Source organism: Ensifer aridi (genome assembly GCF_002078505.1).
GTDB lineage: Bacteria > Pseudomonadota > Alphaproteobacteria > Rhizobiales > Rhizobiaceae > Sinorhizobium > Sinorhizobium aridi.
On record NZ_LUAV01000004.1, the window covers coordinates 388,961 to 413,536 of the forward strand.

General features: G+C 63.5%; 26 protein-coding genes. 16 read left to right on the forward strand and 10 right to left on the reverse strand.

Annotated features, from left to right (window positions below; translation table 11 throughout):
* The first annotated feature begins 196 nt into the window (after positions 1-196).
* The 8 genes from AYK65_RS05510 (at position 197) to AYK65_RS05545 (ending at position 10,502) form a co-directional block, all read left to right on the forward strand.
* Complete coding sequence (locus tag AYK65_RS05510) at positions 197-3,013, forward strand: DUF2339 domain-containing protein (protein ID WP_139793133.1); 2,817 nt, start codon at positions 197-199, stop codon at positions 3,011-3,013.
* Entirely contained in the window at positions 3,010-3,666 is a 657-nt protein-coding gene (locus AYK65_RS05515; RefSeq protein WP_026612680.1) for an HD domain-containing protein, read from the forward strand. The genes AYK65_RS05510 and AYK65_RS05515 overlap by 4 nt, the downstream gene beginning before the upstream one ends.
* Before the next feature lie 79 nt (positions 3,667-3,745).
* Complete coding sequence (locus tag AYK65_RS05520; protein ID WP_026612679.1) at positions 3,746-4,597, forward strand: MOSC domain-containing protein; 852 nt, start codon at positions 3,746-3,748, stop codon at positions 4,595-4,597.
* 131 nt (positions 4,598-4,728) lie between these two features.
* Positions 4,729-5,967 (forward strand): MFS transporter, encoded by a 1,239-nt coding sequence (locus AYK65_RS05525; protein WP_046118376.1) that lies wholly within the window; start codon positions 4,729-4,731, stop codon positions 5,965-5,967.
* A gap of 164 nt (positions 5,968-6,131) precedes the next feature.
* Entirely contained in the window at positions 6,132-7,211 is a 1,080-nt protein-coding gene (nadA, locus tag AYK65_RS05530) for a quinolinate synthase NadA (RefSeq protein ID WP_026612677.1), read from the forward strand.
* A gap of 118 nt (positions 7,212-7,329) precedes the next feature.
* The gene (locus tag AYK65_RS05535) at positions 7,330-8,928 is read left to right on the forward strand and encodes an L-aspartate oxidase (RefSeq protein ID WP_026612676.1); all 1,599 of its coding nucleotides are present in this window, start codon (positions 7,330-7,332) and stop codon (positions 8,926-8,928) included.
* A gap of 43 nt (positions 8,929-8,971) precedes the next feature.
* Positions 8,972-9,874 carry a carboxylating nicotinate-nucleotide diphosphorylase gene (gene nadC / locus AYK65_RS05540; RefSeq protein ID WP_081158014.1) on the forward strand — a complete coding sequence of 301 codons (903 nt, stop codon included), beginning with the start codon at positions 8,972-8,974 and terminating at the stop codon, positions 9,872-9,874.
* A gap of 109 nt (positions 9,875-9,983) precedes the next feature.
* Complete coding sequence (locus tag AYK65_RS05545; protein ID WP_081158015.1) at positions 9,984-10,502, forward strand: superoxide dismutase family protein; 519 nt, start codon at positions 9,984-9,986, stop codon at positions 10,500-10,502.
* Here AYK65_RS05545 and AYK65_RS05550 read toward each other — a convergent pair whose 3' ends face one another.
* The 8 genes from AYK65_RS05550 to AYK65_RS05585 form a co-directional block, all read right to left on the reverse strand.
* A complete protein-coding gene (locus AYK65_RS05550; RefSeq protein ID WP_026612673.1) occupies positions 10,503-11,486 on the reverse strand; it encodes an NUDIX hydrolase in 984 nt (327 codons plus the stop codon).
* Entirely contained in the window at positions 11,473-12,015 is a 543-nt protein-coding gene (locus AYK65_RS05555; protein WP_026612672.1) for a tyrosine phosphatase family protein, read from the reverse strand. Before AYK65_RS05555 ends, AYK65_RS05550 begins: the two co-directional genes overlap by 14 nt.
* Before the next feature lie 2 nt (positions 12,016-12,017).
* Positions 12,018-12,626 (reverse strand): YfbR-like 5'-deoxynucleotidase, encoded by a 609-nt coding sequence (locus tag AYK65_RS05560; protein WP_026612671.1) that lies wholly within the window; start codon positions 12,624-12,626, stop codon positions 12,018-12,020.
* Entirely contained in the window at positions 12,623-13,471 is an 849-nt protein-coding gene (gene ygfZ, locus AYK65_RS05565) for a CAF17-like 4Fe-4S cluster assembly/insertion protein YgfZ (RefSeq protein ID WP_026612670.1), read from the reverse strand. Before ygfZ ends, AYK65_RS05560 begins: the two co-directional genes overlap by 4 nt.
* Before the next feature lie 122 nt (positions 13,472-13,593).
* Positions 13,594-14,349, reverse strand: a complete 756-nt coding sequence (locus tag AYK65_RS05570) for a hypothetical protein (RefSeq protein WP_046118374.1) — start codon at positions 14,347-14,349, stop codon at positions 13,594-13,596.
* 15 nt (positions 14,350-14,364) lie between these two features.
* The gene (locus AYK65_RS05575; protein ID WP_026612668.1) at positions 14,365-14,634 is read right to left on the reverse strand and encodes a hypothetical protein; all 270 of its coding nucleotides are present in this window, start codon (positions 14,632-14,634) and stop codon (positions 14,365-14,367) included.
* Between the two features lie 158 nt (positions 14,635-14,792).
* Positions 14,793-15,239 carry a TIGR02301 family protein gene (locus AYK65_RS05580; RefSeq protein WP_026612667.1) on the reverse strand — a complete coding sequence of 149 codons (447 nt, stop codon included), beginning with the start codon at positions 15,237-15,239 and terminating at the stop codon, positions 14,793-14,795.
* A complete protein-coding gene (locus AYK65_RS05585; protein WP_026613693.1) occupies positions 15,236-15,706 on the reverse strand; it encodes an NUDIX hydrolase in 471 nt (156 codons plus the stop codon). Before AYK65_RS05585 ends, AYK65_RS05580 begins: the two co-directional genes overlap by 4 nt.
* Before the next feature lie 61 nt (positions 15,707-15,767).
* Between AYK65_RS05585 and AYK65_RS05590 the strand changes: the two genes are divergently transcribed.
* Positions 15,768-16,547, forward strand: coding sequence for an SOS response-associated peptidase (locus tag AYK65_RS05590; RefSeq protein WP_081158016.1), 780 nt, complete (start codon positions 15,768-15,770; stop codon positions 16,545-16,547).
* Here the strand turns inward: AYK65_RS05590 and AYK65_RS05595 are convergent.
* Positions 16,544-16,741, reverse strand: coding sequence for a hypothetical protein (locus tag AYK65_RS05595; RefSeq protein WP_034883099.1), 198 nt, complete (start codon positions 16,739-16,741; stop codon positions 16,544-16,546). The genes AYK65_RS05590 and AYK65_RS05595 overlap by 4 nt on opposite strands.
* A 514-nt stretch (positions 16,742-17,255) precedes the next feature.
* Here AYK65_RS05595 and cysS point away from each other — a divergent pair.
* The 7 genes from cysS to rarD all read left to right on the forward strand — a co-directional run bounded on the left by cysS (position 17,256) and on the right by rarD (position 23,899).
* Positions 17,256-18,656, forward strand: coding sequence for a cysteine--tRNA ligase (cysS, locus tag AYK65_RS05605; RefSeq protein ID WP_026612665.1), 1,401 nt, complete (start codon positions 17,256-17,258; stop codon positions 18,654-18,656).
* Between the two features lie 43 nt (positions 18,657-18,699).
* Positions 18,700-19,182: a GFA family protein gene (locus AYK65_RS05610; protein WP_026612664.1), complete on the forward strand. Its 483-nt coding sequence runs from the start codon at positions 18,700-18,702 to the stop codon at positions 19,180-19,182.
* A complete protein-coding gene (locus AYK65_RS05615; protein ID WP_026612663.1) occupies positions 19,179-19,655 on the forward strand; it encodes a GFA family protein in 477 nt (158 codons plus the stop codon). The genes AYK65_RS05610 and AYK65_RS05615 overlap by 4 nt, the downstream gene beginning before the upstream one ends.
* Complete coding sequence (locus AYK65_RS05620) at positions 19,655-20,155, forward strand: GFA family protein (RefSeq protein ID WP_026612662.1); 501 nt, start codon at positions 19,655-19,657, stop codon at positions 20,153-20,155. Before AYK65_RS05615 ends, AYK65_RS05620 begins: the two co-directional genes overlap by 1 nt.
* Positions 20,152-21,114, forward strand: coding sequence for a prolyl aminopeptidase (gene pip / locus AYK65_RS05625; RefSeq protein ID WP_046118372.1), 963 nt, complete (start codon positions 20,152-20,154; stop codon positions 21,112-21,114). Before AYK65_RS05620 ends, pip begins: the two co-directional genes overlap by 4 nt.
* A gap of 52 nt (positions 21,115-21,166) precedes the next feature.
* Positions 21,167-22,783 (forward strand): citramalate synthase, encoded by a 1,617-nt coding sequence (gene cimA / locus AYK65_RS05630; RefSeq protein WP_081158017.1) that lies wholly within the window; start codon positions 21,167-21,169, stop codon positions 22,781-22,783.
* A gap of 177 nt (positions 22,784-22,960) precedes the next feature.
* The gene (gene rarD, locus AYK65_RS05635; protein WP_081158074.1) at positions 22,961-23,899 is read left to right on the forward strand and encodes an EamA family transporter RarD; all 939 of its coding nucleotides are present in this window, start codon (positions 22,961-22,963) and stop codon (positions 23,897-23,899) included.
* 9 nt (positions 23,900-23,908) lie between these two features.
* Here the strand turns inward: rarD and AYK65_RS05640 are convergent, their stop codons facing one another.
* Positions 23,909-24,526: an LOG family protein gene (locus AYK65_RS05640; RefSeq protein WP_081158075.1), complete on the reverse strand. Its 618-nt coding sequence runs from the start codon at positions 24,524-24,526 to the stop codon at positions 23,909-23,911.
* Positions 24,527-24,576: the final 50 nt, after the last annotated feature.

The following is a 24,576-nucleotide window of genomic DNA, read 5'->3' on the forward strand; positions in this document are numbered from 1 at the left end:
AGCAGCAAGCTCATGACAGTTCTGCGACAGTTCAATGAAGAGATTGCGGCACCCGGCCGGCAAGCGATTTGCGGCTGTGGGAGGGACGCGCCGGTGCGCGCAAGGGCACGAATGTCTCGTGCAGTATTTTCCGCGCCCGTTTCGCGCTAACGTCGTCCGAATCGATCGCAAACTGGTTGCGATGCTGGGGGAATCGATGCTTGAGGTCATTGCCCTTCTTGCCTTTGTAATGGCGCTCACCGCCTTTCTCCGTGGCCGGAACACCGCTGAACGGCTGGATGCGGAGATCGAGGCCCTGAAGGCCGAGATTGCTCGGCTCGCTGAGCAAAGGGTGGCAGAGCCAGCACCGGACCTTGCATCGGCTGGACCGGAGGGGCGCACACCGGAGGAAGAGCCGGCCGAGGGGCCGTGGTCGCAGGCACGGCAGGATGCTCGGATTTTTAGCGACGAGGCGCCGGATCGGGAGGGGCTCGAGCAGGCCGCGCGCGAAATGCCTGCTGTCCCGTCAGCAAGCGGCCAGCCCAGGGTGGATCGGACCGAGAGTCTTGAAAGCCGTATCGGCGGGCGCTGGCCGGTCTGGGTCGGCGGGCTAGCGCTCGCGCTCGGCGGCTATTTCCTCGTGCAATATTCGATTGATGCGGGCCTCCTGAGCCCGGCCGTGCGCCTGACGCTTGCCGCGGGCTTCGGCCTCCTGCTCGGCGTCGCCGGCGAGGTGATCCGGCGCCGCGCCATGCCGACGAGCGCCGACCGGTTCCGCAATGCAATGATCCCGGGCGTGCTGACCGCGGCCGGCGCCGTCACGCTCTTTGGCGTCGTCTATGCGGCCCATGGCATCTACGGTTTTGTCGGCACCGGTGCCGCCTTCGTCCTCCTGGCGCTGATTTCGCTGGCGACCGTCGGTCTCTCGCTGCTGCATGGACAGGCGCTCGCCGGACTCGGCCTTTTGGCGTCGCTTCTGACGCCGCTTTTCGTGTCGAGCGCGGAACCGAGTCCCTGGGTGCTGTTCGGCTTCCTCTCGATCGCCTGGCTGGCGACGCTCGCCGCATCGCGTTTTCGCCGTTGGACGGTGGTCCCGACACTCGCCAATGCCGGCCTCGGCCTCTGGGGACTTGCTTACGTCGCCTTGGCCACGCCTTTCGAAGCGCCGCCGGTCGCTTTTGCGCTCCTGGTGATGATTGCCGGCGTCGGCCTCGTTTGGCCGAGCGGTGTGGAGCGGCCAGCGGCGGCATCGGACGTAGGCGCGCCGGACGCGGCGGCGCCGGAGGGAGCGTGGGAAGGGCTCTTCAAGCCGCCTTATACGGCGATCTCCCTATCTGCTGCGATTGTCGCCACTCTTCTCGCCCTTCTGTTCATCAGCCCGGCGGTTGACGCCGCGCATTTTCCCGTAAGCGAGTTCGTGGTCGTGATCGCGTTCCTTGCCGCGGCAGGTGCCTTGCGGGCAACGGCCGTCTATGCGGCACTGCTCGCCACCCTCGGCGCCATCGCCGGCACTTGGAGCCTGACGGCGCTCAGCAACGTTCTGGCCTATCTCGACCCGTCCTTCGCGGCGCCATCGCCCGAGATCGTCGTTCCCGGCCGCACCGCCATGCTGACGGCGATGACATTGTCGACGCTCTTCGTCCTCTTTGGGTCTTTCGTGCTTGCTCGGCGCCTTGCCGGGGAGCGGCAATTCGCGATCCTCTGGGCCGGCATCGCGGCCGTTGTGCCGAATGCGCTTCTCGCCATGTCGTTTCTGATGACCGGCACCTTCGCCTTCGACCTGCCGCACGGGCTTGCCGCCCTCATCGGCGGCCTGTTCCTTCTCGGCCTGGTGGAATGGCTCTATCGCCGGCGCGCCGAGACGAAAGATGCGGACGCGGCTGCTGGGCTTCTGGCGCTGGGGTCCTTAGGCCTCTTTGTCATCGGCCTGCATGCCTGGACAGATGGCCTCGTCACGACGCTTGCGATCGCGTTCCTCGGAGCGGGATACACCTTTGCCACGCGTCTTCGTTCATGGCCCATCCTCCCTTGGGTGACGGTGGCCTCCGCCATCGTTGTCCTCGCACGGATCGCCTGGGAGCCGACGATCGTCGGTCCAGGCAGTCTTGGAACGACGCCGGTCTTCAACGCGCTCCTGCCGGGTTACGGCATGCCGGCGCTGCTGCTTGTCGCGTCGGCCTATTTCCTGCGGGCCTCGCCGGACCTGCGCGTGCGCAATCTGCTGCAGGCCCTTGCGAGCCTGTTCGTCCTGCTGACTTTGGCGATTCTGGTGCGCCACGCGATGCATGGTGGCGTGCTCGACAGTTCCGTTCCGACGCTCGGCGAACAGGCGATCTACACGCTCCTCGCCATCGGCGCCTCCGGCATCCTCATGACGCTCGACGGGAGATCGCCAAGCCCGGTGTTCCGCTACGGCGGAATGGTGCTCGGCGTGCTCTCCATGCTCTCGGTGCTTTCCGCCCATCTGGCGGGCCTGAACCCCTATTTCAGCGGCGAACTGCTCGGAAGCATCCCCTTCTTCGACCTGCTCTTCATCGGCTACCTGCTGCCTGCCGTCGGCTACGCGGGCCTCGCATGGTACGCGCGAGGCAGGCGCCCTCTGCCCTATGTGATGGCGCTTGCCGTCAGCGGGGCGGTCCTTGCCTTTGCCTGGGCGACGTTAAGCGTCCGCCGCTTCTGGCAAGGCGAGAACGTCGCCGACTGGAAGGGTTTCCTCCAGGGCGAGACATACACCTATTCGGTGGTCTGGCTCGTGCTCGGGGTCCTGCTGCTCGTCGCCGGCTCGCGCTTTGATGCCAAGAGCATCCGCATCGCTTCCGCCGTGCTCGTCTTCATAGCCGTGCTCAAAGTCTTTCTGATAGATATGGCCAATCTCGAAGGCGTCCTGCGGGCGCTGTCCTTTATCGGCCTCGGCGGGGTGCTGATCGGCATTGGCCTGTTCTACCAAAAGATCCTGTCGGGCAGCGGCGGAGGAGGCCCAGGCAACGCTCCGGCGGGCGAAACCGACACCGGCGAGGGAGCGCGCCCGGCATGACGCAATTTCACGTCCTCGCAGAGGCCTTCACGCCTCACGACGATCTTGCCGCAATTCTTCTCCCGCACGCCTTTGCTGCCGACGACGGCTCCCACGATGCCGCGCATCTGATGCGCGTGTGGAAGAATGCCACGCGCATCCAGGCCGAGGAGGGTGGAGATACCCGTCAGCTTGCCGCGGCGGTGCTGCTGCATGATTGCGTCTCGGTCGAGAAGAACTCGCCGCTGCGCGCCGGGGCGTCACGGCTTGCGGCCGAAAAGGCTTGGCAAGTCCTCGACGCTCTCGGCTGGCGTACACTGGAAATTTCGGCCGTGGCCCACGCCATTCTGACACACAGCTTCTCCGCCAACATAGAGCCCGAAACGCTGGAGGCGAAAATCCTTCAGGATGCGGACCGGCTCGACGCGATCGGCATGGTAGGCGCGGCGCGCTGCTTCTACATTGCAGGGCGGATGGGCAGCGGCCTTTACGATCCGCTCGATCCCTTGGCCGAGGCGCGGCCGCTCGACGACAAGGCCTTCGCGATCGACCATTTCGAGACGAAGCTTTTCCGTCTGGCAGATGGTTTCCAGACAGCGGCCGGGCGGCGGCTGGCATTGGAGCGCCAGGCGCGATTGCGCAACGTGCTTGCCATGTTCCTCGACGAAATCTAATTCTGCCAATATGTTGCCGCCGCTCCATGACTCAGCGCGCGAGCGGCCTGAATCAGTTTCTGAACTCGGAAGATTTGCGATGAAAGTGGCCGGCCTCAACATCCACCCCTTGAAGAGCGGTCGCGCCGTGCCGCAAACGACCGTCACGGTCAATCTCGACGGACTGGCCGGCGACCGGCGTTTCATGGTTGTCGGGCCAGACGGCCATTTCATCACTCAGCGCGAGTTGCAGGCGCTGGCGCAGGTGGAAGCGAGGCAGATCGAGGGCGGCGTGCACCTGAGAATGAACGGCAGCGAACTCGCCGTGCGCTTCGACCCCGATCACCGCCTCGGTGTTCGCGTCTGGTCGAGCGACGTCGATGCCGCCGTCGCCGACGATGCAGTCAACGACACGCTGTCCGGCTGGTTGGCTCGGCCCGTCAAGCTCGTTCACATGGATGAAGAGGCCGAGCGTTTCGTCGGCGCCGAATGGGCAGGGGCGGCGGCGCCGGTGGGCTTTGCCGACGGCTTCCCGATCCTTGTCACGACGAACGGCTCGCTCGCCGACCTCAACCGCACACTCGTCGAAAAGGGGCAGGAACCGGTCGGCATGGAACGTTTCCGCACCAATATCCTGATAGATTGCGACGAGCCCTGGGCGGAAGACCTCTGGGAAAGCCTGGAAATCGCCGGCATCATTTTCGATCTCGTCAAGCCCTGCGCCCGGTGCATCATGACCACACAGGACCAGACGACCGGCGAACGCATCGGCGGCAATCCGATCCAGGGGCTCGCGGAAAAGCGCATGTCGGCGGACCGCCGGGTGCCGGGTGTGCTCTTCGGTTGGAATGCCGTGCCGCGGAGCGAGGGAACCTTGAGGCTCGGCGACGAGGCCAAGGTGATCCGCCGGCGGAACGAAGGCTGGCCGATGAAGGTGCGTCCGGCCAACTGAATGACGTCCGATTGCGGGTGCCATGACGCGGTCGCCGCCATCAATTTCTGTGATCACAAGGTCAATTTAATTGGCTTTCCTACCGTGCGCGCGACGCCATATTATGGCCCCTCATCAACCGGAGCTTGCCCATGTCCGCTGTTTCTCCCGCCGCTATCCGCGCCGTCGAGCGCAGCAGCTTGCCCTGGCTCATCATCGTCGCCGGTTCCCTCATTGCCATGCTGACCTTCGGTCCGCGCTCGGCCATGGGGTTCTTTCAACTGCCGATGTTGGCGGAAAAGGGCTGGGATCGAACGACTTTCGGCCTTGCCATGGCGCTCCAGAATCTCTGCTGGGGCCTTGGCCAGCCGTTTTTCGGGGCGATCGCCGACAAGTTCGGGACCTGGCGGGTGCTCGCACTTTCCGGCCTGCTTTATGCCGCGGGTTTGTTCACGATGGCTTTCGCGAATGCTCCGATCTGGCTGCATGTCGGTGGGGGCGTTCTCGTTGGTCTCGGCGTCGCCTCCGGATCCTTCGGCATCGTGCTTTCCGCTTTCGCCCGCAACGTCGCGCCCGAACAACGCTCGCTCGCCTTCGGCATTGGCACGGCCGCGGGCTCGGCCGGCATGTTTTTGTTCGCGCCGCTGAGCCAGGGGCTTATTTCGGCCTATGGCTGGTCTGATAGTCTCGTCTATCTCGGCCTGTTGATGCTGCTGGTCCCGCTCTTCGCTATCCCGCTCAGGGGCAATGCCGCGTCCGGGCGCCAGTCGGAGATGCTGTACAAGCAGACGGTCGGCGAGGCTCTCAAGGAGGCGTTCGGGCATCGGAGCTATCTGCTGCTTGTTTCAGGCTTCTTCGTCTGCGGCTATCAGGTCGCCTTCATCACGGCGCATTTCCCGGCCTATATTGGCGACATTGGTATCGATGCCCGCTATGCGGTGATCGCGCTCGCGCTTATCGGCTTCTTCAACATCATCGGTTCGCTGTCAGCCGGCTTCATCGGCCAGCGCTATTCGAAGCCCTACTTCCTCGCGCTGATCTATATTGCCCGCTCGGTCGCGGTCACCGCCTTCCTGTTGCTGCCCCAATCTCCGACTTCGGTCATCATCTTCGCGATCGTCATGGGGCTCTTATGGCTCTCGACCGTGCCGCCGACGAACGCTTTGGTGGCGATCATGTTCGGAACGCGGCATCTTGGCCTGCTCGGCGGCATCGTCTTCCTGTCGCACCAGATCGGCTCGTTCCTGGGTGTGTGGATGGGCGGTTATCTATACGACCAGTTCGGATCTTACGATCCGGTCTGGTGGGTGGGCGTGGCCCTCGGCCTCTTCGCTGCCATCGTCCATTGGCCGATCGAGGAGCGGGGCGTCGCGCGTCCGGCCATGGCGTAAATCAAATCCGATGCGCCCGGGATTTCTCGGGCGCATCTTCCTTGAAATCTGTCACAAAACTTTCTAAATCAGTCGCGGCGGCTCAGCCGCTTTTGTTTTGACGCAATTATGCTCAATGTGAGCATAATTGGCGGTTGCCGGAGACGGCAAGAGAGGAGAGCCCGATGACAACACTCGACCTTCGCGCGGATGCAGCGTCTGCCCCGACGTTCGTAAGCGCTGCGGCGCGCTTCGGCGTCATCGAGAAACCGGACCTCGCCTTTACAGCGGCGATCGCCCGCGAGACCGAGCATCTCTACGAGAAGGTCAAGGACTTCATTCCGGCGATCGAGTGGGCGGCCTATGCGCCCTACGTGCATGCGATCAACCGGCTGAAGAAAGAGCGCAACGCCGTCATTCTGGCACATAATTACCAGACGCCGGACATCTTCCACTGCGTCGCCGACATCGTCGGGGATTCCCTGCAGCTTGCGCGTGATGCCACCAAGGTCGATGCCGAGATCATCGTCCAGTGCGGCGTGCACTTCATGGCCGAAACCTCGAAGCTGCTCAATCCTGAAAAGACCGTGCTCATTCCCGACGCCAAGGCTGGATGCTCGCTGTCGGAGTCGATCACCGGTGCGGATGTGCGGCTGCTCAAGCAGCGCTATCCCGGTGTCCCGGTCGTCACCTACGTCAACACCTCGGCAGAGGTGAAGGCCGAGACCGACATCTGCTGCACGTCCTCCAACGTGCTTGCCGTCGTCGAGAGCCTGGAGTCCGACACGGTGCTCTGCATCCCGGACGAATATCTGGCGATGAACGTCGCGCGCCAGACGAACAAGAAGATCCTGACCTGGAAGGGGCACTGCGAGGTCCACGAGCGCTTCACGGCAAGCGAACTTCTGGCCTACAAGGAGGCCAATCCCGGTATCGAGATCATCGGGCACCCGGAATGCCATCCGGACGTGATCGCCGTCTGCGACTTCTCCGGCTCCACCTCTGGCATGATCAACTACGTCAAGGATAAGCGGCCTGAGCGGGTGCTGCTCGTCACCGAATGCTCAATGGCGTCGAACATCCAGGCGGAAGTCAAAGGCGTGGACTTCGTCAAGCCCTGCAATCTCTGTCCGCACATGAAGCGCATCACGCTGCCGAAGATCCTCGACAGTCTGCTCAACATGACGGAAGAGGTTCTGGTCGATCCCGCGATCGCCGACCGCGCGCGCCTTGCTGTCGAGCGCATGGTGAACCTCAAGCAGTAATTAAGAGCGGGACGAGGAAAAGTGTGCGCGGTTTTCCGTCCGCATCCCGCTCCAACCTTTGATGCAGCCGGGCATTCGGCCCGGCGCAGAAGCAGGCCGTTGGAGGAGTAACCGAGCCATGCTGACCGACCATTTTCGCCCGCAGTCCTTCAATGGGATCGATGACATCGTCATCGTCGGCGGCGGGCTTGCCGGACTTTTCTGCGCATTGAAGCTCGCGCCGCGTCCCGTCACCATCCTCGCCGCCGCACCGATCGGCCACGGCGCCTCCTCGGCCTGGGCGCAAGGCGGCATTGCCGCGGCGATGAGCACCGGCGACACCTTCGAGAAGCACGTCGCCGATACGGTCGCCGCCGGTGCCGGCATCGTCGACGAGAAGATGACGCGGATGATGGTCGCCGAAGGGCCGGCCCGCATCCACGACCTGCTCGAATATGGCGTGCCCTTCGACCGCGATCTCGAGGGCAAGCTCCTGCTTTCGCGCGAGGCCGCGCATTCCGAGCGGCGCATCGTTCGCGTCAAGGGCGACATGGCCGGCAAGGCGATCATGGAAGCGTTGATCGCCGCCGTGCGGCGCACGCCGTCGATCCGCGTGCTCGAAGGCTATGTCGTCGAGGAACTGGTGCGCGAAGGACGGTTCATTTCCGGCGTCGTCGCAAGGCCGGATGCCGGTCAATCGAAGACCCGCGTTTCCTTCCCGGCGCGCGCAGTCGTCCTCTGCTCGGGCGGCGTGGGGCATCTCTATGCGGTCACCACCAATCCGTGGGAAGCCTGCGGCCAGGGTGTCGGCATGGCGGCGCGGGCTGGCGCTATCATCGCCGATCCCGAATTCGTCCAGTTCCATCCGACCGCAATCAATATCGGCAAGGACCCTGCACCGCTCGCGACCGAGGCGCTGCGCGGCGACGGCGCGATCCTCGTCAACTCCAAGGGCCACCGATTCATGCTCGACATCCATCCCGATGGCGAGCTGGCGCCGCGCGACGTCGTCTCGCGCGGTGTCTTCGCCGAGGTCAAGGCCGGACGCGGCGCTTTCCTCGATTGCACCAAGGCGGTAGGCAAGCATTTCCCCGAAATGTTCCCGACCGTTTATGCCTCCTGCACGGCCGCCGGGATCGACCCGGTGACGCAGCCGATTCCCGTCGCTCCGGCGGTGCACTACCACATGGGCGGCGTGCTGACGGATGGAGAGGGGCGGACCTCGATCGACGGCCTCTGGGCGGCCGGCGAGGTGACCTCGACCGGCGTTCACGGCGCCAACCGGCTCGCGTCCAACTCGCTGCTCGAGGCGGTGGTCTTCGCGGCGCGTATTGCGGAAAACATCAAGGGAACCCTGCCGGCCCCGAAGCTCACTCCCTGGGGCGACAATGCCGGCGAGAACGACGATCCGGTAACGGTCGAGGACAGCCCGCCCTTTAAGATCTTGCGTCGTCTGATGAGCGAATGCGTCGGCGTTGTGCGCACGCGCGAGAGCCTGACGCGGGCGATCCGCGAGATCGCCGATCTGGAGCGCGCCAACAGCCGGTTGCGCTTTGCCAATATCGTCACCACGGCAAAGCTCATCGCGGTCGCTGCGCTGCAGCGCACGGAAAGCCGTGGTGGCCATTTCCGCGCCGATTGCCCGAGCGACCGGCCGGAATGGCAACGCAGGACCTATCTGACGCTCCCTCAGGCCGAGCGCCTCGCGGCAGACCTGGCCGAGACAGAGCCGGCATGACGTCGGTAACCCGCAAGATGACCTCAATCGCAGGAACAACGCCATGACCTCTGCCCGTCGCCCGGAATTGCCCGCCCTCATGGTGGAAGAGCAGGTGAAAGCCGCACTCCTGGAGGATTTGGGCCGAGCTGGCGACATCACTACGCTTGCCACCATAGGACCGGACATGACGGCCACGGCGCATATGAGTGTGCGCGAAGCGGGCGTGATTGCCGGCCTGGAACTGGCGCGCATGGCCTTCCGCCTTATCGACCCGTCGATCCGTTTCGAGGCGCTCGCCGCCGACGGCGATCGCGTGAGGCCAGGCACGACGATTGCCCGAATCTCGGGCCGTGCCCGCGGCGTGCTTTCGGCGGAGCGGGTGGCGCTCAACTTTCTCATGCATCTTTCGGGGATCGCGACCTATACGGCGAAGTTCGCCGACGAGATCGCCCATACCGCGGCAAAGGTGTGCTGCACCCGCAAGACCATCCCCGGCCTGCGCGCGCTCGAGAAATACGCCGTTCGGCTCGGCGGCGGCTCCAACCATCGCTACGGCCTCGACGACGCGGTGCTGATCAAGGACAACCACATCGCCGTTTGCGGCGGCGTCGCGGGCGCGATCCGCGCCGCGCGCAGCTATTGCGGCCATCTCGTCAAGGTCGAGGTCGAAGTCGACGGCCTCGCGCAGTTGCGCGAGGCGTTGACGGCTACGCCGGACGTTGTCCTGCTCGACAACATGGGGCCGGACCTGCTGCGCGAAGCCGTGGCAATCAATGCCGCGCATTGGGGATTGAGCGCTGCCTCCTATGCCGGCGACGACCGTCGAACGCGGCTGGAAGCGTCCGGCAATGTGAGGATCGAGACGATCCGCGCGATTGCCGAAAGCGGCGTCGACTTCATCTCGACGTCGAAGATCACCATGGCGGCGCCAACCCTCGACATCGGCCTTGACGTGTCGATTTAGTCAGGCTCGCCGGTTACAATGCAACTCTGCCGCGTTCGCGCGGAACGACCCCGGCAGCCGCGCGTTGTCCCCCATCAGCCCGGGAGTGAGTGATGAGGAAGGATCTCCGATGATGAGAATGATGATCGCGATCGCCTGTGCCGCGGGAATGGCGGCCGCCGCCTCGGCGCAACAATCCTCTCAGACTGCCACTGCCGAGTTCGTGGGCAAGGACGGCAAGGACACCGGACGGGCGACTTTGACGGCCGGCGGCAAGGGCGTGCTGATCGAGATGGAGGTGAGCGGCCTACCCAAGGATACCTGGGTCGCCTTCCACGCTCATGAAAACGGGCGCTGCGATGCGGCAGGAGGCTTCGAATCGGCCGGCAACCATTTCGTCGGAGAGGACGAAAACGCGGAGCATGGCTTCCTCGCGGCAAACGGTCCTCATATAGGCGACATGCCGAACCAATATGTCGGGGCTGACGGCATCCTGCGCGCGCAGGTCTTCAACAGCTTCGTATCGCTCGACGACAAGGGAAACGCCCTCCGCGGGCGTGCCCTGGTGATACACGCGCATTCCGACGACAATCGCAGCCAGCCGGCCGGCGATGCCGGCGATCGCCTGGCCTGCGCCGTTGTCCAGTAGTTATCGCCCTCCAACCTTGAGGCCGGGGGCAGGGCGTTCATCCAGGATCTGACGGCGGAAGCGGAAGAGCGCTGCCGGCCGGCCACCCGTGGAGGCGAGCGTCACGCCGGTCGGCTCCACCAACTCCGCCCCTTCGACCAGCCGGCGGAAGTTCTGCTTGTGCAGGTGCCTGCCGGAGATCGCTTCGACGGTCGCCTGCAGGTCGGTAAGGGTGAATTCCGGAGGCATCAATTCGAAGACTACGGGCCTGTATTTGATCTTGCCGCGCAGCCGGGCGACGGCGGTCGCGACGATGCGGCGGTGGTCGTGCCGCATCGCCAGCCCCACCGCCGGGTTCTCGGGATTGCGGCAATGGCCGTCGATCACCGCTTCGCGCACGAGTCCCGCTTCATAAAGCAGTTCATAGCGCTCCAGCACGCGCTCCTCGTCCCACGGAAAATCGTCGAGACCGAAGGCGAGACGCACCCGCGAGCGGCGCTGCGCGGTCGAAGCGGACTTCTCCTCGCCCGATAGCCCCACCTCCCATCGACCAAGCGCCGGCAGGATCGTCTGGTCGAGGATGGCGGGGCGGCCCTGGCGCCAGTCTTCCCACGGCAGGTAGCCGTACCAGTCCCGCCAATGGGCGCCCGCCTCGGCCAACCGCTCGTTGTTCTCGGCATCGGTGCGCGTCAGCGCCAGATAGCCGACCGAGACCATGTGCTTGCCTTCTTCCCCGGGCAGACGCTGGCGGCCGCGGTCGCCGAACGTATAAAGCTGCTCGATGTAGCCGAGCTTGAGCGCGGTTTGCTTTTCGACATGGGCGCGAAGGTTCGCCTCGAAGGTACGGTGATGGGCCGGATCGAAGGGCCCGAAGGGCAGGCTATCGCGCGTGTCTCCATCCGCTTCGCTGACGGCGAGGATACGCGGACTTCGGTTGACCACGGCGACGACGACCGCGTTGAGCCCGATCTCGACGGTGATCGGCCGCTCTTCAACAACCGACATGAGACGTCTTCTTCGGACGGAGCGGCAGGGCGAAGGGAGCATTGCCGTCGGCATCGGCGCCGCGGCCGATCGAGCGCACGGCGGCGGCCAGGCGTCCGTTGCGAGAGAGAGCCTGATCGCCGATCTCCACGAGCCGCGCATTCGGCGTTGCGAAAGGCGAAGCAAGCCGTAAGCGCCTCGCCAGATCCTCATCGTCCTGCTCCGGCTCGACGGCGAGGGCGGCGATCAGCGCCGCGGCGGGTGAGCGGGAAACGCCCATCCAGCAATGGATGAGCAGTGGCCGCCCGCGGTCCCAGTTGCGAGCAAAGTCGATGATGCGTTCGACGTGCTCTTCCTGCGGCGCGACGAGATCGCCCGTGCCGGCAAAGCTGATATCGTTGACACCGATCGTCAGATGCTTCGTCTGGTCGATCACGGCGGGACGGTGAAAATCCTGGCCTTTTGCCACGAGGCTCAGCATTTCGCGGCAGCCGTGGCGAACGGCCATTTCAGCGATGCGCGCGAGCGGCGAGACGACGATCACCGCCACCGTCAGGCCTCCTGCCGTGCCCTGCTGCGCTCGGCTTCCAGCGCGCTGAAGCGCGCCGCGAAGAGGCGCTGCGCCTCGACTGCGGGCAGAGGATCGATCAACAGGGTCTCGCGGGTGATGCCACGCGGCTGGCCGAAGAACTTGCGGGCCTCCTCCGCCGAGAATCCGGCGAGTTCCGTGGCCTCGAAATAGGCCGCAACGCGGTCGGCCTTCTTGATCCGCTCCTTGAGCTCCTTGGGCGTGTGGGGCGGCAGTCCGAAGCGCAGGTGCACGGCGCTCTCAAGCCGCTTTTCCACACTCTTGTAGCCGCCGCCGACGACCGCCTTGAAAGGGGAGATCATATCGCCGATGACATATTCCGGCGCATCGTGGAGCAGGGCCATCAGGCAGTCCTCGGCATTGCAGCGGTTGGTACGGCGGAAAATGTCCTCGACGATGAGACTGTGCTGGGCGACGGAAAAGGCGTGGTCGCCCGAGGTCTGGCCGTTCCAGCGCGCCACGCGGGCGAGCCCGTGGGCGATGTCGGAAAGCTCGACATCGAGCGGCGAGGGATCGAGAAGATCGAGCCGCCGGCCGGAAAGCATACGCTGCCAGGCGCGCGCATTCATCATGCGCTCGCCTCGTCGGCCTCACTCGGAAAGCGGAGGCCCGTCCATGCGGGCAGCGTCAGCGAAACCGGCACATCGCCCGCAAGTATAGGGTCTGCCCGCGCGATCGCCTCGCCGGCCTTATCGATGCGCACGATCGCAAGGCCGGACTTGTCTTGAACGGTACCGAGCGAACCGATCGACCGCCCGTTGACGGAAATATTCGCGCCGGTCGGCGGTAGCGGTGCGTCGCCCGTAACGACGACGACCCTGCGCCGTGCCGTACCGCGGTGCTGTATGCGGGAGACGACTTCCTGGCCGACATAGCAGCCCTTACGGAAGGAAAGACCACCGTTGAAATCCATCAGCACGTCATGTGGAAAGGCATCCTGCAGGGCATAGTCGCGGCCTGCCTCCGCTACTCCCGCTGCGATACGCAACCGATCGAGATCGGCAACGCTTGCGTCCGGGGCAGCCGCCTCGCGGTAAAGGCGGAAGACGGTCAAGCCCGCTTTTTCGAAGCGATCGTCGCGATAGCTCTCGGCAGGGCGGTCCTCCTCGAAGACGACCGTCACCGATGCCGGCAACTGTAGCGACAGGTCCACGGCCGACCGCAGTTTGTACATGGTCAGACGCTTAAAAAGCAGCTCCGCCTGGTCGCCCGTCGTCTCCAGCCGCAACGCCTCGCCGTCTCGGGAAATCAGAAAATCGAAGAGGATCTTGCCCTGCGGCGTGAGCAGCGCGCCAGGCTTGACTTCGTCCTCAGCCAGTGCGCCGACATCCGTCGTGATCAGGCCTTGGAGAAGAGGCTCAGCGTCCTTTCCGGAAATGCGGATGAGCGCGCGGTCGTCGAGACAAACCCTGGGCATATGTCGAATCCTACTGTCTTTCCCGAAGAGGTAGGATGTCCGCCGATAATCGGCAAGCGCGACGATCGATTCTCACGAGGCGAGGCGCAGGATATGGGGCGAGACCACTCACTCATTCTGCCCTAATCGCCGGCGACGAAGAACTTCCAGCGGCCATCCGGTGTGATGCCGACACGGTAGAAGTTGTAGCTGCCGAACTCTTCCATGCCGGCGAAGTCGCCGGCTGTCACCAGCCGGAACAGCTCCACCTTCTCTGGTGGAGTCAGCGAGGAGAGCGGCTTCTCGGCGAAATAGGGCCAGACATAGACCTCGTCGGGCGTGCCCTTATCGGCCTGCACGAAGCCGGTCGAAAGCACGTCGAGGAGGATCGCGAGGATCTCGATGCCCTCCTGGTCGCCGGAAAGCCCTTTAAGCGTCGCGATGGGGTCGTCGTCACCCGTTCCCGTTACCTGGGTCTGAGTCGGGCCCTTGCCCAGCAAAGGCCGCAGCCGTTCGATATCGCCGGAAGCGGCGGCCTCGACGATCAGTTCGCGCATGCGGGCGACGGGTTCAGGGATCTTGGAGACGTCCGTCAGCACTTCGACGGGTTCGGCCACCTCGGGCGCGGCGATTTCATCGTCCTTGGCGGCGGGTGCCGCCTTGTCGACCAGAGGGTCGGGCATTGGAATTTCGAGCGGAGCCTCTTCTTCCGGCACGGCTTCCTCGGGCGCTTCGGTCGGTGCGGCATTCTGCTCGCCGGCAACGGGCGCGGGGGCGCCTCGGAGTTCGCTGAGTGCCAGCGCGGGCGCGGCCGTGATCGGTGCGCAGACGGCCACGCTCGCCAGCAGCAACGTAACAAGCCCAACCGGGAAGGCCCGGTTTGCAAGGTTCCGGCTCATGGGGCAGTCCTGATGTTACTGAATTGTCCGCTGTGGCGAGAACTCTCCGGCGAGCATCCGCTCACGAAGCGAATTCAACATTGCCTCGGCACCTTCTTCGCCATGGAGCCGGATCGTCTCGCGCATGGCAAGCGCGATCGCTGCATCGGCAATGATTTCCGGCTCGATACCATCTGCCATGCCGTCCGCCCAGGCCTCGTTCTGGTGCTCAAGGGCCGCCTGCATCTTCTCGTGGACGATCATGTCATCGATGTCGGTCAGGCTTGGTTGCATCATTCGTTCCATGCGGCTTCCGTTACGTGCACTTGGCGAACCTAACGCCTCTCCGCTGAACCGCGACTGAACGGGCAGACAGGCCGGTCACTTCTTACCACTCTCTTAATAAACTTAGCAGCCTTTTCCCGAAACGACACGGCCTCGCGGAAAAAGAGGTTAATTTATCCCTAATTTCCAAAACGGGCGACGATTTCTGAAGCGAGTGTTGCACCTTCGGCACGGTATCTCTCCTCTGCGAGCGTCGCCGGCTCCGTGCAGCTCGTATAGACGGATGCGAAGGTCCGATAGCCTCGGTTGAAGGCGGCGGTCATGCGCTCGCGCCGTTTCGGCTCGCCGGCCGTTTCCTTGTCGAGGAGTTCCTGCGCGGAGCGACGCCAGGCGTCCTCCGGCTGACCGAGGCAAAGATTGCGCAGATAGTGGACCGATCCGAGGATCTCGGCGAGGCGAAGCAGCCGCTCATCATAAGGCGTCGGCTTTTCCTCCGGGGCCGGGGCAGGGGAAGTCTGGTTTTTTTCCTGCGCGGCGGGCTGCTTTTCCTGCGCCACCGCACCTGCGGCTGTCGCGAGGATGGCGCCCGTCAGGAGAAGTCTGAACAAGAACGCTACGCTGATCATGAGCGCATCAAATCCGAATCGGCACCGTTTGCAAGGCCACTTCGGCCGGGGTGCCTCGTCAGCCGGACGGCGGCCAGCTTCTCCACGCAGTCGCGAACGCTAGGGGGAATGGGAAGCGCGAAGATTTCCTCCGGTGTGAACCAGCCGACACCGGCGGCGTCGTCGCAAGCGACGGCGACCGAATCGGCATCGGCCTCGACGGTGAAGACGGACAGCAGGAAATGCCGCCCCTCCGATTCCTTTCCGGGCAGATCGTAGGTCTCGAAGAGCACGGGATCGCGACCGCTGATGCCGGTTTCCTCGGCGAGTTCGCGCAGGGCCGTCTCCGCCGGCGTTTCGCCGGGCTCCGCCCTGCCGCCGGGAAAGGCATACATGTCCGCCGACGGCGGATTGGCCCGCCGGACGAGCAGGTAACGTCCGTCCCGTTCGAGGATGGCGGAGGAAGCGTGTTCGGGTTGGTTCGGCATCTGGGAATCGAATTTCAACTGGGTCGTTGACCCATCCTACGTGAAGTGCCACATCGATGTCATGTGCGGACGCTTTGCGCTGACGGCAACGCCGGAAGAATTGATGGAATTGTTTGGCTTGCTGGAGGCGGACGACTTCCCGGCTCGTTTCAACATCGCCCCGACCCAACCGATCATCGTGATCGTCGCTGCGGATCGGGCGGAGCCGGGTAGCAATCTGCCGGAGCGCAAGGCTCTGCTCGTGCGCTGGGGGTTCACGCCTGGCTGGGTCAAAGATCCACGCAAGTTCCCGCTGCTCATCAACGCGCGTGCCGAGACGGCAGTCGGCAAGGCCGCCTTCCGCGCGGCGATGCGCCACCGCCGCATACTGGTGCCGGCCTCCGGCTTCTACGAATGGCGGCGTCCTGCGAAAGGCGGCGGCGAACCTTCGCAAGCCCATTGGGTGCGCCCCAGAAAAGGCGGCGTCGTCGCCTTTGCCGGGCTTATGGAGACCTGGTCCTCCGCCGATGGCTCGGAGGTCGACACGGCGGCGATCCTCACGACCGACGCGAATCGCGTTGTCCGCCACATCCACGATCGCATGCCCGTCGTCATCGAGCCGGAAGATTTTGCCCGCTGGCTCGACTGCAGGACCCAAGAGCCGCGCGACGTGACGGATCTTATGGTTCCGGCTGCGGAGGACTACTTCGAGGCGATCCCCATCTCGGACAAGGTGAACAAGGTCACCAATACGGGGCCCGAGATTCAGGACGAGGTCGCGCCTGTCATTCCCGCCGCGCCGGCAGCAAGCAAAGCCCGGGCGGACGATCGCGACGATGACGGCCAGATGTCGCTGTTCTAAGTGCTTTTATGTCTGCGTGTCGGACCGACCCCGAGATGATCGCCCTCAACGGGGCGCTTCATGACCTTCTTGCCAGCAGGCTTGGCTTTTACCTGTAGTGCGGCGGCGAGTACGGCCTTCAGGCCGAGCGGGCGGTACTTCGTCAGCAGATCGGATGGGGGCGGCTTGCGTTCGGCGGTCTTGGCGGCCTTCATTGCATGTATTCCTTGGTGTTTTTCCCTACTGCATGTTTCCCTAAATCGCAGTCGATTTAAGGATCAAAACATGCAGCAACTCAAAGTGCTACAGCAACCTTCGCGCGTCTGATGAGACGCGCGGCGCTGTAGTCAGCGCATTGCCTTCGTTACTTTTGAACGAAAACCATGTCCCTGTTGTTCCTCGGGAAACAGGACCTGAAGCAGTGTCGGCTGCATTCGCGAATCTCCTCTCCCGGTATGGCGATGTCACATAAGCCAAATCGTGACAAATCCATGGCCGCTATGGTTGCAAAATGACGACTTTCGCTTGCATGGCGCTCTCCTCTTGACCGGCGCCGAGCGACGCGCGATAAGGATCGCCATGAAAACGGTTATCTGCATTATCTGCCGGAAGATTATTCGCTAGCGCTCCGCTGGCCTGGCCGTTTTCGTCTCCAGAAATCCAAGATGACAAACGCGGGGCCATCCGGGCGCTATATTCCGATGGTTGCATGCAGGCTTGGAGATTGGGATGGCCGCAATGCCGATTTTGAAGCTGTACAACACGCTGACGCGGGAGAAGGCCGATTTCCGGCCGATCGATCCTCAAAACGTCCGCATGTATGTCTGCGGCCCGACGGTCTACGATTTTGCCCATATCGGTAACGCGCGGCCGATCATCGTCTTCGACGTGCTCTTCCGGCTGCTGCGTCATGTCTATGGCGAAAGCCACGTCACCTACGCGCGCAACATCACCGACGTCGACGATAAGATCAATGCGCGGGCGCTGCGCGATTATCCGGGCCTGCCGCTGAACGAAGCGATCCGGCGCGTGACGGAGAAGACCGAAAAGCAGTTCCTTGACGATGCCGCAGTACTCGGCTGCCTCGATCCGACCGTACAGCCGCGCGCCACGGAAAATATCGCCGAGATGATCGAGATCATCGAAAAACTCATCGCCAAGGGTCACGCCTATGAGGCGGAGGGCGAGGTGCTCTTCGACACGACATCGATGGCAGATTACGGCCAGCTTTCGAAGCGCAATCTCGAGGAGCAGCAGGCCGGTGCCCGCGTAGCGGTCGAGGCGCATAAGAAAAATCCGGGCGACTTCGTGCTCTGGAAGCTTTCCGAAGAGCATGAGCCGGGCTGGGAGAGCCCCTGGGGACGAGGCCGTCCCGGCTGGCACATCGAGTGCTCGGCAATGAGCAGGCACTATCTCGGCGAAGTGTTCGACATTCACGGGGGCGGGATCGATCTGATCTTTCCGCACCACGAGAACGAGATTGCCCAATCGCGTTGTGCTCACGGCACAGAGGTGATGGCGAACGTCTGGATGCACAACGGCTTCCTGCAGGTCGAAGGCCGCAAGATGTCGAAGTCGGAAGGCAATTTCATCACCATTTACGAGCTTCTGCACACGGAGACGTTCGGCGGCCGCAAATGGCCGGGCGAGGTACTGAGGCTGGCGATGCTGATGACGCATTACCGCGAGCCGATCGATTTCTCGATGAAGCGGCTGGAGGAGGCTGAGCATCTGCTCTCGAAGTGGCCGGTCGCCGGTGAAGCTGCAGGCGAGCCGGATCCGGCGGTCGTGGCGGCGCTTGCCGACGATCTCAACACGGTCGCGGCGATCCAGGCGCTTCACGCCCTGGCTCAGAAGGCCTCCGCCGATTCGCGGTATCTCGGCGTCTTCGCCGCGAGTACCGCGTTGATCGGCGTGGTGCCGAAGGAAATCGAGCTCGACGAAGCGGTGGTCCACGAGATCGACGGCCGCGTGCGCGCGCGTCTCGAGCTCCTAAAGGCGAAGAATTACGCAGAGGCGGACGCAATCCGAGCGGATCTCCTGGCGCGCGGCATCCAGCTCAAGGACGGCAAGGACCCGGAGACCGGCGAGCGGGTGACCACCTGGGAGGTGAAGCGGTCCCAGGTTTAGGCAACCACCTTCAAGGCTACAGGGCAGGAAAGAGGAGGACGACATGGCTGACGATATCCATACCGGCGGCTGCCAATGCGGTGCGGTCCGCTTTCGCGTCGAAGGCAAGCTCGGCGACGCCTCGGTCTGCCATTGCCGTATGTGCCAGAAAGCGAGCGGCAATTTCTATCTGCCGCTCGTTTCCGTACGCGGCGCGAAGGTCACGTGGACGCGCGGCGAACGCAAGCGGTTCCAGTCCTCCAACTTCGTGTGGCGCGGCTTCTGCGGCGATTGCGGCACCCCGCTCACCTACGAGGCGCCGGACGGGATGGCACTGGCGATAGCGGCCTTCGACAGGCCGGACGGGATCACGCCGACAATCCAATGGGGCGTCGAGGCGAAATTGCCCTACGTCGATCACATTCGGGAACTCCCCGGCGAGGAGACGATGGCCGATACGGATGCGGCGTCATTTCTTGCGAACCTCGTTTCCTATCAGCATCCAGACCATGACACCAAAACCTGGCCACCGGAGGAAAAACGATGAGTGATGCCGTCAGAACAGGAGGATGCCAGTGCGGCGCGGTACGTTTCCGCATCCACGGTGAGCTCGGGCGACCATCGATCTGCCATTGCCGCATGTGCCAAAAGCAGTTCGGCTCGTTTTTCTCGGCCTTGGTGACCGCGCCGAAGGACGGAGTCGAATGGACGCGGGACGAGCCGAGCTATTTCCAGTCCTCGGTCAATATCGACCGCGGCTTCTGCCGGAAATGCGGCACGCCGCTGACCTATCGGCATCCGGGCGGCCTCGAAATCGCGATCGGCGCCTTCGACGACCGTTCCGATCTCGCCCCGAAAATTCAGGTCAATTACCAGGCGCGGCTTCCCTGGGTCGAGACGATCTTCGACCAGCCCATCCACGAGGATCCGGATTATTACGCCCGGCAGGAGCGGATCATCTCGTTCCAGCATCCCGATCATGAGACCGATCAATGGCCGTCGGCCGGGACCTGGGCATGATGATCCGGCGCATCTTTACCGGCGGCTGCCAATGCGGCGCGGTCCGCTATCGCGCCGAAGGCACGCTCGATGATCCGCATATCTGTCATTGCCGCATGTGTCAGAAAGCGGCAGGGAATTATTTCATGCCGCTCGCCAATATCGCGCGCGAGGATTTCCGCATCACGCGCGGGGAGCCGTCCTGGTTCCGCTCGTCGGGCCTCGTGCGGCGTGGCTTCTGCCGCAATTGCGGCACGCCGCTCTTCTACGACATGCCGGAGGCGAGCTTCCTCAACATCGCGCTCGGATCGCTCGACGATCCCGATGACGTGCAGCCCATCTATCAATCCGGAGTCGAGTCGCGGATGTTCTGGTTCTCGCATCTGCCGAAGCTCCCGGAGAAGGAGACGGACGACGGCAGCGAAGCGGCAGCAGAGCGCCACCTGCGTGTCTTGGAAACCAACCGCCAGCATCCGGACTTTGACACTGTGCACTGGCCGCCCGAGGAAGACCTATCGTGAGTTCCCCATTGCGTAGCCTTTATCCGGAAATCGAGCCCTATGCTTTCGGCCACCTCGATGTCGGCGACGATCATAGGGTCTGCTGGGAGCGGGTGGGCACGCCCGGCGCGAAACCGGCCGTCTTTTTGCACGGTGGCCCCGGCGGCACGATTTCGCCGAACCATCGCCGCCTCTTCGATCCGGCGCTCTATGACGTGATGCTGTTCGACCAGCGCGGCTGCGGCAAGTCGACTCCGCATGCCGAGATCGAGGCGAACACGACCTGGCATCTCGTCGCCGACATCGAACGGCTGCGGGAGCTGGCCGGCGTCGAGAAGTGGTTGGTCTTCGGCGGCTCCTGGGGATCGACGCTGGCGCTCGCCTATGCGGAGACCCATCCGGAGCGCGTTTCCGAACTCGTCGTTCGGGGCATCTATACGCTGACCAAGGCGGAACTCGACTGGTACTATCAATTCGGTGTCTCGGAAATGTTCCCGGACAAGTGGGAGCGCTTCATTGCCCCGATCCCGCCGGAAGAGCGCCACGAGATGATGCGGGCCTATCACCGGCGCCTGACGAGCGAGGATCGCGCGACGCGGCTTGCGGCCGCCAAGGCCTGGAGCATCTGGGAGGGCGAGACGATCACGCTCATGCCGGAGCTTTCGACGAGCGCGCACTTCGAGGAAGAGGAATTCGCCGACGCCTTTGCCCGGATCGAGAACCACTTCTTCGTCAATGCCGGCTGGTTCGAAGAGGGGCAATTGCTGCGCGATGCCCATAAGCTCCACGGCATTCCGGGCGTGATCGTGCACGGACGCTATGACATGCCGTGCCCCGCGAAATATGCCTGGCAGCTGCACAAGGCCTGGCCCGAGGCCGAATTCCACCTGATCGAGGGTGCAGGCCACGCCTATTCGGAGCCGGGCATCCTCGATCGCCTGATCCGCGCCACCGACAAATTTGCCGGCAAGACCGAATGACGCGGGAAAGGCCGCGTTGACTTAAACTGAAATCGCGCGTTGGAACCGAGACATGACCAGGGAACGCATCTATCTCTTCGATACGACGCTTCGAGACGGGCAGCAAACGCCCGGGATCGATTTTTCGGTCGAGGACAAGATCGCGATTGCGACCCTGCTCGACGAATTCGGCATGGACTATGTCGAAGGTGGATACCCGGGCGCCAATCCGACGGATACGGAGTTTTTCAAGCACAAGCGCACCGAGAAAGCGTCCTTCGTGGCCTTCGGCATGACCAAGCGTGCCGGCGTCTCCGCTTCCAATGATCCGGGCCTCAATGCTCTGCTTGCCGCCAATAGCGATGCGATCTGTCTCGTCGCTAAAAGTTGGGACTATCATGTCGAGGTGGCGCTCGGCTGTTCGAACGACGAGAATCTCGAGAATATCCACGCCTCCGTCGAGGCGGTCGTCGCTTCCGGCCGCGAGGCGATGGTCGATTGCGAGCATTTCTTCGACGGTTACAAGGCGAACCCCGCCTATGCGATCGCCTGCGCGAAAACCGCTCTCGATGCGGGCGCGCGCTGGGTCGTGCTTTGCGACACCAACGGCGGCACCCAGCCGCCGGAAATCCGCGAGATCGTCGCGGCCGTGATGGCGGCAGGCGTGCCCGGTGCAAATCTCGGCATTCACGCCCATAACGACACGGGCCAGGCCGTGGCGAATTCACTCGCCGCGGTCGAAGCTGGCGTCCGTCAGATCCAGGGCACGCTGAACGGCGTCGGCGAACGCTGCGGCAATGCCAATCTGGTGACGCTGATTGCGACGCTAGCGCTGAAGGAGACCTACTCCAGCCGCTTCGAAACGGCGATCGACGCCGAAAGGCTGCAGGAACTGACCAAGCTCGCGCATTCGTTCGACGAGCTCCTCAACCGCTCGCCGGACTCCCAGGCCCCCTATGTCGGTGCTTCGGCCTTCGCCACCAAGGCCGGCATTCATGCCTCGGCGCTGCTGAAGGACCCGAAGACGTACGAGCATGTTGCGCCTGAAAGCGTCGGCAATCTGCGCCGGGTCATGGTCTCGGACCAGGGCGGCAAGGCCAATTTCATCAATGCGCTGAAGCGGCGCGGCATCACGGTCTCCAAGGACGACCCGCGGCTCGACAAGCTGATCTCGATCGTCAAGGAGCGCGAGGCGACGGGCTACGCCTATGAGGGCGCGGATGCGAGTTTCACGCTGCTCGCCAACCGCATTCTCGGCACGGTGCCCGACTTCTTTCACGTGGAGAGTTTCCGGGTGATGGTCGAGCGCCGCTTCGACGCAAACGGAAAATTGAAGACGGTGTCGGAGGCCGTGGTCAAGGTCGTGGTCGACGGCGAAACGATGATGTCGGTCGCAGAGGGCCATGGCCCGGTCAATGCGCTCGATCTCGCGCTCCGCAAGGATCTCGGCAAGTATCAGTCGGAGATCGCCGATCTCGAACTCGCGGATTACAAGGTGCGCATCCTGAACGGTGGGACCGAGGCGGTGACCCGCGTCCTGATCGAATCGACGGACAACACAGGCGCGCGCTGGTGGACGGTCGGTGTTTCCGACAACATCATCGATGCTTCCTTCCAGGCGCTGATGGACAGCATCGTCTACAAGCTGCTCAAGAACCGGGACCAGGTCGGCCTGATCGCGGCGGAATAGTCCTTCGCTCCACTTACAGCTTTGTTCACGCATCGGTTCACGGAAATGAATTGGTGCATCACTCTTCGTTGGAGTAGGACGCAGGAGGAGGGCGGTGAACGGTCCGACGGGCCTGCCGTCGATTGCGATCCGGAGCGGTCCCCGCCTGGCTCCGGCGAAGTTTTCAGGATCAAGATCATGGCTGAACCGAACGCGAAATCACCCGCCGAGAATGTCGATTCCGCGAGAGGTTTCGCCTTCGCACTTGCCGCCTACCTGCTTTGGGGTTTCCTGCCGTTTTTCATGAAGGCGGTGGCGCATATTCCTGCGGCGGAGGTCGTCGCGCACCGCATCGTCTGGTCGGTGCCTCTTGCCGGGCTCGTGCTCCTGTGGCTCGGCCGCACGCAAGAGATCAATGCGGCGCTCCGCTCGCCGCGTATGCTGAAGATGGCGACGCTGACGGCCGCTCTCATTACAGTCAACTGGGGCATCTATGTCTGGGCGATCGGCGCCGGCCGCGCAATCGAGACGGCGCTCGGCTACTACATCAACCCGCTGTTCTCGATATTCCTTGGTGCCGTGCTGCTCAAGGAAAGGCCGAATACGGCGCAGATGGTGGCGATTGCGCTTGCCGCCCTTGCCGTCGCCGTGCTTGCCTTCGACGCCGGCGGTCTTCCCTGGGTCTCGCTCGGGCTCTGCTTCTCCTGGGGCTTTTACGCCTTCTTCCGCAAGACGCTGCCGATCGGACCCAATCAGGGTTTCTTCCTGGAGGTGCTGCTCCTCAGCGTCCCGGCGGTCGGCTACGTCATCTGGCTCGAAGCTACGGGGCAGGGGCATTTCGGCGACACCAGCATGGCCGACGTCCTGCTGCTTCTGTCCTGCGGCCTTGTCACGGCCGTGCCGCTGATGATCTATGCGAACGGTGCGAAGCTGCTCAGGCTTTCGACGATCGGCATCATGCAATACATCGCCCCGACGATGATTTTCCTGATCGCGGTCTTCGTTTTCCACGAACCTTTCGGGACCGCAAAACTCGTCGCTTTTGTCCTGATCTGGGCCGCGCTCTTCATCTATTCGGGAGCGATGCTGGCCGAGAGCAGGGCCCGCCGTGCCGCCCAGCCGACACCGGCCGAGTGAGGCCGAAAATCAGAGCCTGGAAATAATCTCGGTTTCGCCGTCACGGCCCATCGCAGCGGCCGATCCCAGGATGCCGGGAACGATGTCTTCCGCCCTGTCGATCACCAGCGGCTGGACCAGGTGCGCCGTGTGGACGAAACCCTGATCGCGCATGTGTTGGATGAGTTCCAGCATAGGGTCCCAGAAGCCGTTGACATTGCCGAAGACCATCGGCTTCCTGTGGCGGCCGAGCTGCGCCCAGGTCATGATCTCGACGATTTCCTCGAGTGTACCGATGCCGCCGGGAAGAGCCACGAAGGCGTCGGCGCGCTCGAACATCTTGTGCTTGCGCTCGTGCATGTCGGCGGTGACGATCAGCTCGCTGAGCTGACCGAGCGAATGGCGGGTCGCTTCCTTGTCCATGAGGAATTCGGGAATGATGCCGGTGACATGGCCGCCGGCGGAAAGCACGCCGCTTGCGACCGCGCCCATGATCCCGCGCGTGCCGCCGCCATAGACGAGTTGCAGGCCGTGTTCGGCAATCGACTTTCCGAGGATCCGGCCCGCCTGGATATGGGCGGGGTCCCGCCCGGGCTGGGAGCCGCAATAGACGCAGACGGATAGAATCGGGCTTGCTTCGTTGCTCATGAGCCCAAGAGACATTGCAGCGCAGTACGGGTCAAGAAAAATAAGGGAAA